Genomic DNA, 8,858 nt, shown 5'->3' with positions numbered 1-8,858 from the left:
TGTCGGCGCTGGTGAATTTGATGCAGTTCGTGGTCATTGCTCTTCTCCTTGTTTGCGTTGCAATGATGGTCACCTTGCAGCTGGCCAAGGCCCGGCCACACCGAAGGCGGAGCGCAGCGGAGAGGGGCAGGCGCCGGTCTTTTTGGTCCGCGCGGAATGACCCGCAGGGTCAGGGGAAAAAGATCGGCGACAACCTTTGTGGACGGGACGACAGCTGCGACCAGCATGTCATGCAACTCAGACAAAGGGAGAAGTGCGGTGGCCATGAAGGAAAGTAGGGGAACAGACGAGAGAGATGCCGCAAGGAGTAGGGATTGTCTTCTCGTCCATCCAAACTTCAAGACTCTTCGAAGACCAAAGCCGTCAGATCACAAATCGATGGCAACGGCAGAGCATTCGCCCATCCTTCCGTGGCATCACAGGGGCGTTTGCGTTCGCATTCGGAGATGCAGGCGTCCAGATACCATCGAGTTGCCAGACACTCATCCGCTCTGGTGCCCGACTAATGGCCAGACCTGGCTCTGAGATTCTTCGCGTGTCGCTGTTATCCTCAGACCAATGGAAGTGTCCTGAGCCAGAGATAAAAACGAGGTCATAGCGCGCTCAACAACTCGATTGCATGTGCCAGTGGTAACGCTCGAATGTCCTTCGCGACGGGGACCTCATGCTCACCGGCATAGACCAGGAGCTTTCGGTTGGCTCCAATGTCCTCGGCCCCTGTGTGAAATCCTCTCGAAACCTTTGGTGCAGTCGTCCGTTTGATCTCAACAGCCCAGATGTCGCCGCTTGGCAAACGCAAAACCAAGTCGAGTTCAGCACCGGCCGAAGTGCGATAGAAGAAAGGTTCGGTGCCTAAAGGGGCGGCAGCAAGAAGCGCCTCGATACAGAACCCCTCCCAACTGCCACCGACGACCGGGTGCCCGAGCAAGCCTTCTGTCGTGCCGATGCCCAACAGCGCATGCACGATGCCGCTGTCTCTCACATAGACCTTTGGCGATTTCACCAGACGCTTGCCGACATTCTCGTGCCAGGGCTGCAGGCGTCTCACCAGCATGAGATCGACGAGCAGATCGAGGTAGCGCCCAACGGTCTGGCCGGACACGCCCAATCCCTCGGCAAGGGCCGCGGCGTTCAGAAGGCCGCCCTGGACATGCGCAAGCATCGTCCAGAACCGCCGCAAGGTCGCTGCCGGAATCCGAGGTCCGAGGGCAGGGATGTCTCGCTCCAGATAGGTGCGCAGGAAATCCAGACGCCAGTCCATACTTGCCCGATCGCTCGCGGCCTGAAAGCTGTCGGGAAAGCCGCCGCGCAGCCAGAGCAAGTTCAACTGATCGGCCCCCACCTCGTCAGGCTGCAAGGGGGGCATTTCAACATATCGAACACGACCGGCGAGGGATTCCGCCGTTTGGTGCAAGAGGATATTGGAAGCCGATCCCAATAGCAGGAACTGTCCCGTCCGAAACCCGGCCCGCCGACGCTGATCGATCTGGCCGCGCAAGGTTCTGAAGAGGTCAGGCATCTGCTGCACCTCGTCGAGGATGACGAGTTTGCCCGCCTGTTCGTCCAGATAGAGATCTGGTTCAGTCAGGATTTGCCTGTCCGCCTCACGCTCAAGGTCGAGATAGACAGATGGGCGCTCTGATGCGATGTCGAGTGCAAGTGTTGTCTTTCCGACCTGTCGGGGGCCGAGAAGGACCACAGCCGCTTGGCTCTCCAAGGAAGACTGAACGAATTGTTGGGTCTTGCGTTTGTACATACCTTGCAATTACTCCACGATACGGAAGATTTGCAAGGTTAATCTTACCTACGGCCATAGCTAGTTGCTCAAGCCGAAGTATCTTACTGCCCCAGCAAAACAGCCGTGGCCAAGGAGCATCGACGCAAAATGAGTGCATTCAAATCTGTATCCAAGGGCCTCGAAGAGGCTCTGGCCTTCGCGAATGGCGATTTGGCCGACGCCAAAGTGCATGAAGTGTCCGTGGCGGAGGTCGATGTCGCCGAAGTCCGGCAACGGACGGGCCTGTCCCAGGCCGAGTTCGCCAAGAGCATTGGCGTCGCGAAAGGTACGCTCCTGAACTGGGAACACGGGCGCCGGCACCCGACAGGCCCAGCACAGGTTCTGCTGGCATTGATCGCCAAGAAGCCTTCCGTCGTACAGGACCTCTTGCGCGGGGCGTGAACCGGGGCCTAAGCCCCGATCCTCTTGATGCGGATTCCGAGCTTGCGGGCCTTGTCGACGATGTTCTCGGTGATGCCCGAACCGGGCGTGGCAATCAGACCCTGTGGCATGGTTTCGAGCATCTTGTCGTTGCGCTTGAAGGGGGCAGCCTTGCCATGGCTCTTCCAGTCGGGTTTGAACGCCACCTGCGTGACACCACGGGTATCTGCCCAGCGGGCAGCGATCATCTCGGCACCTTTTGGTGTGCCGCCGTGTAAAAGAATCATGTCTGGGTATTTCGCATGGGTGGCATCGAGGACGGACCAGATCAGGTCGTAGGCGTGATAGTCCCCGCCCGAGAAGGCGATCCGCGTGCCTTCGGGGCAGTGAACCTCGGTCTCCTTGCGCCGCTTGGCCGAGAGATAGGCCCGGCTGTCCACCACGGCGGAGGTGAGACCGCGATGCGAGACCTTGGATCCGGTGCGGGGCAGCCAGGGTGAACCGGTGGCGGCCGAGAAGTGGTCCACGGCCAGATCGCGCATCTGCTCGAAAGCGTCGCGATGGTCCCAGAGCTTAAGCCCGATCAACTGGAGGCGTTCCAGTTCAACCGAAGCGACCTCGGAACCGTCCTGGATGGCCAAACTTTCCCGGACCTCGAATTCGTTATCGTCGAGAAGCTTCTGGATATGGGCAAGCCGGCGATGGAAGATCGAGGTGAGGGACCAGAGCATCTCTTCGAGATTGTCTTCCAACTGGCTGCCGGTGAGGAGGCCGATAGTGGTGTCGAAAAGTGTCGCCATGGCGAGCTCGACCTCGTCAGGCTGGGGCAGGGGGCGATGATCGGTCTCGCCGGGTCCTGGTGTTGCGCCATGAAGTGCGAGGTGGTCGAGGATGGCGGAGGTTACGCCGGTTTCCTCGGGGATGTCTGTCTGATGGGGCATTGTCTGGTTCCTCTGATTGATCTGACCCGATTTGGATGGGGCGATAACAGGACCGGCGGCGACCGGGCCGCATCCGTCAGGATCGGAGCGCAGCGGAGAATGCGCCCAGGGCCGGAAAATTGCTCCCGCGAGGAATGAGCCGAAGGCTCAGGGGAATTTTCTGGTGCGGGGCGCATTGCTGTCCGGGCGAGGAGCACTCTGCTCCGACCCGCCGGTCCATCGCTCCTCTTTTCCAAACGGGTTCAGATCGAACCCGCGGAACCTTTGCCCTGTCGGACGTCACTTATGGGGCTGGCGCTCACCCGTCCTCGATCTCCAGACCTTGTACTTTCATGGCCTCAAGCAACGACCGGCGCAGCGCATCTTTGCCAAATGCCCGCAGATCGTCGTTGAAATCGCCCATGTTTGGCACGAGACCACCACAGGCAATACCAAGCGATTCCAGTTGGTTACGCAGTCTCAGTGATGCGGTTCGTCCCGCTTCGTCATTGTCCCGCGCGATCCAGATACGCTTGATCCCCGGCGGCGGGATGAAGAGGCCGAGATGGGTGGCAGTGAGACAGGAGGCGAGGTCAAACTCGGAGAGAGCCGTGCCGACCGAGAGGGTGTTCTCGAGACCTTCACCGACGATGAGATCGCTGCGCGCCTTGCCGGACCAGAAGCGGATGGCATGGCCGTGCAGCTGTCCGAGGATCCGCTTCGGGCTCTCGATCTCGGCCAAACCGCCGGTGGACGGGTCGAGATAGAAGCGTGCGCAGCCGGTGATCTGGCCCCGATTGTCGGTGATCTTCGCGAGCAGGGCAGGGGCCCTTTGCGGCGGATCGGCGTCGTCCTCGCCCTGCCGCAGGAAAACCCGCGGGTGATAACGCAGCGCCGGACCCAGCCGTGTGATCCCGCGCCCCTGCAGATAGGTGGCAGCCAAGGTGCCGAGAACCGGCTTGCCAGCGGCAAAGAGCTTCCGCGCCCGCGCAATGCGTTTGCTAGAGGCAGCATCGGGGCACTCAGCCCTTTGGGTGTCACAAGGTAAGGAAGGGCAGGGGGCCTCGCCGAGAAAGGACCGGGCCTCCCTCAGCGTTTCCTTGAGCGTGACCGAACCAAGCCGTTCATGCATCAGGTCAATCAGATCGCCATACTCACCGGTCGCGAAATCGGTCCAAGATCCGGCTTTGCGCCCACCCTGAGCTTGCAGCCGGATGGCGAGGCTCTGACCCTTTGCGCCCGAAGTGTCGCCAACCTGCCAATAGTTGCCCTGCTTGGACCCCTCGGGGAAATACTGGCGGCAGAAACTCTCGGCGCGGTCTGCAAGATCAGCCGAGAGGTCTGCGATGCTGCGCCGCGCGCTCATGCGGCTGCATCCGCTGCGCTTGCGCCAACCGGATGCGCGGCAAGGACCCGCGCCAGCACCTCGGTGCAATCCACCGGGATGAACACCCGCGTCTTCCACTGGATCACCTCGGTGAAACAGCCCAAGGCCTTCAATGCGGGCAGTGCCGCGCCCGACGCTCCGATCAGCTCGAGCCTCGGCTGTCCCATGACCAGAGAGCGACGCAACTGGTAGCCCCCAAGCAGGCTGAGGGTCGTCTTCGCGTCCATGACCGCGCCGAACACCTCCTGCGGCGTCATCTCAATCTGGCAGTCGAGACCAAGGCGCGCATAGACATTGAGAAGCTGTTCCTGGCTGACCAAGCGGCCGATGGCGCGCTCCCCGTCCTCGGTCTGCAGACGATAGATCCGCATGTTGTCGGCGGGCAGCCGGTCCCAGATCGGCAGGAGGAGGCCGCAGATCAGCGTGATCTTCGATGTAGTGAACTCCGGCACCGCGTCGACCTCGGCCTGCCAGAGCTGCTCGAACATCGCATCATCGATCTCTTCCCAGTGCGACTTCGAGAACTCGGTCAGCGCGAGGATTTCGGTCGCCATGGGCCGCAGGAGCTTCACCCGCAAGATCGGCACGCCATCCTCGTCCATGAAGGCCGGCGCTTTCACCATCAGGGCCGCGCGTTTGGAGGTCTTGTTCCAGCACAGCGTCGCGCCTCTTGTGTCGGCGCAGATGGCTTTGACGCGGGGCAGAGTGAGCGGATCGTTGCGATCGATACGCTCCACGGTCAGCGCAGTTGCCGTCGCGCCCGTCGCCTCATGCTCGAAGATGACCTTGCGATCAACGATCTCAAACTTCTCGGCGCGCAGGGTCTCTAGCCCGACATCGAGGGTGCCTGCCTGACGCGCGTCCTCAATTATCGCCGAAAGAAACCCGCCGAAGGCCTCGAAGATCGCGTCCTGCATGTCGATGCGGAGCGCGAGGCAGCGGTTCAGGAACTGCTGGATCGGCGGCAGGGTTTCCTTCATCGTGCCATCCGCCTCATCGAGCGTCAGCCCGGTCATCTCCTGGAACCTGGAGTAGGAGCAGGCGTCGATCTTGCCCGCGCGCAGCTTGTAGAAGAACTGCCGCAACGCCGCTCGTGCATAAGGGCTCTCGAGGTTGTCCTCGGCGCGGAACATGTTCTGCCCACCCGTCTCGCGTTGCCCCTTGGTGATGGCCCCGAGCGTATCGAGGCGGCGGGCGATGGTGGAGAGGAACCGCTTCTCACCCTTCACGTCTGTGGCAACGGGGCGAAAGAGCGGCGGCTGCGCTTGGTTCGTGCGGTTGGTACGCCCCAGCCCCTGGATCGCATTGTCGGCTTTCCAGCCAGGCTCAAGCAAGTAATGCACCCGGAGGCGCTGGTTCTTTGCACCAAGATCGGCGTGGTAGCTGCGCCCCGTGCCACCGGCGTCAGAAAAGATCAGGATGCGCTTGGCGTCATCCATGAAGGCCTGGGTTTCGCCGAGGTTGGAGGAGGCGGCTCGGTTCTCGACCTTGAGCCGCCCTTCACGCGTCCTCGCGATGCGCCGCTTGCGCCCCGTGACCTCGGCCACCGCATCGCCCCCGAAATGCCACAGGATCTGATCGAGCGCGCCCTGCACCGGGGCAAGGGCACCGAGATGCTCGACAAGCTCATCCCGCCGCCGCTCCGCCTCACGGCAGATAATCGGATTGCCATCACCATCGAGGGCGGGACGCGAGCGTAGGTCGCCGTTCTCGTCGGAGTAGGGCTCGAAGAGCTGCGTCGGGAAGCTGTGCATGAGGTAGTCCATGATGTTCTCGCGCGGCGTAAAATCGACCTGCAGGTCGTCCCACTCCGAGGGCGGGATCTCTTCGAGGCGCCGTTCCATCACCGCCTCGCTGGTCGAGACCACCTGAATCACGGCCGAATGCCCCGCGGCCAGGTCCGCTTCGATCGCATGGATGAGCGAAGGGCATTTCATGGCGGTGATGAGATGATTGAAGAAACGCTGCTTGTTGCTCTCGAAGGCCGAGCGCGCAGCGGATTTCGCCTGGGGGTTCAGCGTACCGGTCTCGGAGGAAATACCCGAGGCCTGAAGGGCGGCCTCCAAGTTGGTGTGGATGATCTGGTAGGCATCGGCATAGCTGTCATAGATCGCGATCTGTGCGGGCGTCAGCTCATGCACCAGCATTTCGTATTCGACCCCGGCATAGGAGAGGGACCGCGCAAGATAGAGCCCGAGCGCCTTCAGATCGCGCGAGATCATCTCCATGGCAGCAATGCCCCCGGCCTCCATCGCGGCAACGAACTCGGCCCGCGTCACGAAAGGGAAATCACCCGTGCCCCAGAGCCCGAGACGGGAGGCATAGGCGAGATTGCCGACCACCGTCGCGCCGGTCGCTGAGACGTAGAGCACCCGGGCATCGGGAACGGCATTTTGCAGCGCGAGGCCAGCAAGGCCTTGTTGGGATGCCTTCTTGTCGCCGCGGTCGGACTTTTCGCCGGCGGCATTCGCCATGGCGTGGCTTTCGTCGAAAGCGATGACCCCGTTGAACCCCTCGCCAAGCCAGGACGTCACCTGATCGAGGCGGGAGGCTTTCCCGTCGCGTTCAGCAGAACGCAGGGTGGCATAGGTGACGAAGAGGATGCCCTCTGGGAGACGGATATCGCTCCCCTGGCGGAATTTCGAGAGCGGCACGATATCGCTTTCACGCCCCCCAAGCGCCATCCAGTCGCGGCGCGCATCCTCGATGAGCTTGTCGCTCTTCGAGACCCAGACCGCGCGGCGTCGTCCTTGCAGCCAATTGTCGAGGATGATGCCCGCGACCTGCCGGCCCTTGCCGCAGCCCGTGCCATCGCCGAGGAACCAGCCCTTGCGCAGGCGAAAGGCACCTTCGTCATCCTCAGACGCTGCCATCAGCTGACCTTCGATCTCGCCGCGCTTGAACCAGCCCTTGAGATGCGTCTCGTGTGCATTGCCCGCGTAGATCACGCTTTCGAGCTGCGGCGCAGAGAGGAGACCGTCTCGAACGAGGGTCTTCGGCAGAACGGGGCGGTAGCTCGGCACGGGCGGCGGCACCGAGGCCATGGCGGCGGATTGCACAAGTGCTGTCGGATGCTCCGCCGCGCCGTCGATCCGGATCGCCTGCAGGTCATAGACCTCGTAGACCGTGTCCTGCAACGTGCCATAGGGTTCGCTCCAGGCTTTTGGCAAGTAGTCGAGCGGGGCCGTCTCGATGTCGTCGAACGGATGCTTCGCGCGTTCCTCGGCGAGCGCACGGGTTTCTTTGCGTGCTGCGTTGCGCAGGGCGTGGAGGTTGGTGCGGGTCGGCTGAGACGGGACCGAAAGGGCCGATGTGGTGGGGCAGGGCGGGGGGCTGCGGCGTTCCGGGCAATGGGCGAGTACTACGGAGAGAAGATCACTCGTGGTCGCGCAGATCGGATGATAGGCGGCGTCAATATCAGCCGGTGCGGTCTCTTCAGCACCAGCCGCGCGCTTATCGATTACCGTCAACCGCGTGTCGATCGTGGTGCCATGCCGTGCGAAGACCTTGCCGTCGATGGGGGCCGAAAACACGACATCGGCGCTCTGGCCGATCCGCTGAAATGTCGACTGGAAGGATTTCAAAGAGGGACGGAAGCTTTCGCCGGTGATGACGACAAGCCGCCCACCAGGCGCGAGGCGTGCCAGGGCGGAAAGCACATGCTGACTGGTCGCTTGCCTAAACCGGCCCTCGACATGGTTGGCAGCGGAAAACGGCGGGTTCATCACCACGACCGAGGGCGTGATCGAGCGATCAAGACGATCGTCGATCGAGGCAGCATCGTGGTCAGATACGGCGGCATCGGGGAACAACTGCCCCAGTAGGGCGCGGCGCGTGTCGGCAAGTTCATTCAGCGCCAACCGTGCACCAGCGATCTTTGCAAAGATGGCCAGCATGCCCGTGCCCGTCGACGGCTCGAGCATCAGGTCGTCGTCCCGAAACCCGGCGGCCTGCGCGACGATGGCCGCGAGGGGCAAAGGCGTGGAAAACTGTTGCAGACGGATACTGTCTTCGGAGCGGCGCGTGTGAGACGGGGCCAGAGCCGTGAAACGTTCGATCATGGTGAGGAAGGCCTGCGGCGACAGTGCCTGACGCTGCATCAGCGCGCCGTAGCGCGAGAGTATAAGGATTTGGGCGACCTCGGCCGCCTCATAGGCGTCTTTCCAGACCCAGGCACCACTTGTGTCACTGGCACCGCAAGCATCTTCCATCGCGGCGCGAAGTGCGGCGGCGTCGATGGACCTGCCTGCCTCGAAAACGGGGACGAGGATTTTCGCAGCCTGCATCAGGTTTTGGGCGAAGCGTGGGGCATCCGGCAGGGCAGGGGCTTCGGGCTCGGTTGCAAGTTGGACGGAATGGGGGTGAGCGTTCATCGGCAATCTCCGGGGTTGAG

The 8,858-nt window shown here is 62.2% G+C and carries 6 protein-coding genes; 1 reads left to right on the top strand and 5 read right to left on the bottom strand.

Annotated elements, in window-relative coordinates:
• Together CLV87_RS24075 and CLV87_RS23090 are read right to left on the bottom strand one after the other, a co-directional pair.
• A partial coding sequence (locus tag CLV87_RS24075) for a hypothetical protein (protein WP_208293364.1) occupies positions 1-227 on the bottom strand: 227 nt, incomplete at its 3' end.
• A 365-nt stretch (positions 228-592) separates the two neighbouring features.
• On the bottom strand, positions 593-1,756 hold the full coding sequence (locus CLV87_RS23090) for an ATP-binding protein (RefSeq protein ID WP_008335662.1): 1,164 nt from the start codon (positions 1,754-1,756) through the stop codon (positions 593-595).
• Between the two features lie 129 nt (positions 1,757-1,885).
• On the opposite strand from CLV87_RS23090, the gene CLV87_RS23085 reads away from it, so the two are divergent.
• Positions 1,886-2,179: a helix-turn-helix domain-containing protein gene (locus tag CLV87_RS23085; RefSeq protein WP_008335665.1), complete on the top strand. Its 294-nt coding sequence runs from the start codon at positions 1,886-1,888 to the stop codon at positions 2,177-2,179.
• An 8-nt stretch (positions 2,180-2,187) separates the two neighbouring features.
• Here CLV87_RS23085 and CLV87_RS23080 read toward each other — a convergent pair whose 3' ends face one another.
• The 3 genes from CLV87_RS23080 to CLV87_RS23070 form a co-directional block, all read right to left on the bottom strand.
• Positions 2,188-3,099 carry a DUF2493 domain-containing protein gene (locus CLV87_RS23080; RefSeq protein ID WP_009804234.1) on the bottom strand — a complete coding sequence of 304 codons (912 nt, stop codon included), beginning with the start codon at positions 3,097-3,099 and terminating at the stop codon, positions 2,188-2,190.
• A gap of 298 nt (positions 3,100-3,397) precedes the next feature.
• Positions 3,398-4,444 carry a DUF7146 domain-containing protein gene (locus CLV87_RS23075; RefSeq protein ID WP_008335668.1) on the bottom strand — a complete coding sequence of 349 codons (1,047 nt, stop codon included), beginning with the start codon at positions 4,442-4,444 and terminating at the stop codon, positions 3,398-3,400.
• On the bottom strand, positions 4,441-8,838 hold the full coding sequence (locus CLV87_RS23070; RefSeq protein WP_040609075.1) for a strawberry notch-like NTP hydrolase domain-containing protein: 4,398 nt from the start codon (positions 8,836-8,838) through the stop codon (positions 4,441-4,443). Before CLV87_RS23070 ends, CLV87_RS23075 begins: the two co-directional genes overlap by 4 nt.
• Positions 8,839-8,858: the final 20 nt, after the last annotated feature.

The sequence above is a fragment of the Pelagimonas phthalicica genome, from assembly GCF_004364805.1.
GTDB classification, from domain to species: domain Bacteria; phylum Pseudomonadota; class Alphaproteobacteria; order Rhodobacterales; family Rhodobacteraceae; genus Pelagimonas; species Pelagimonas phthalicica.
This window is presented reverse-complemented; position numbering and strand designations above follow the sequence as displayed.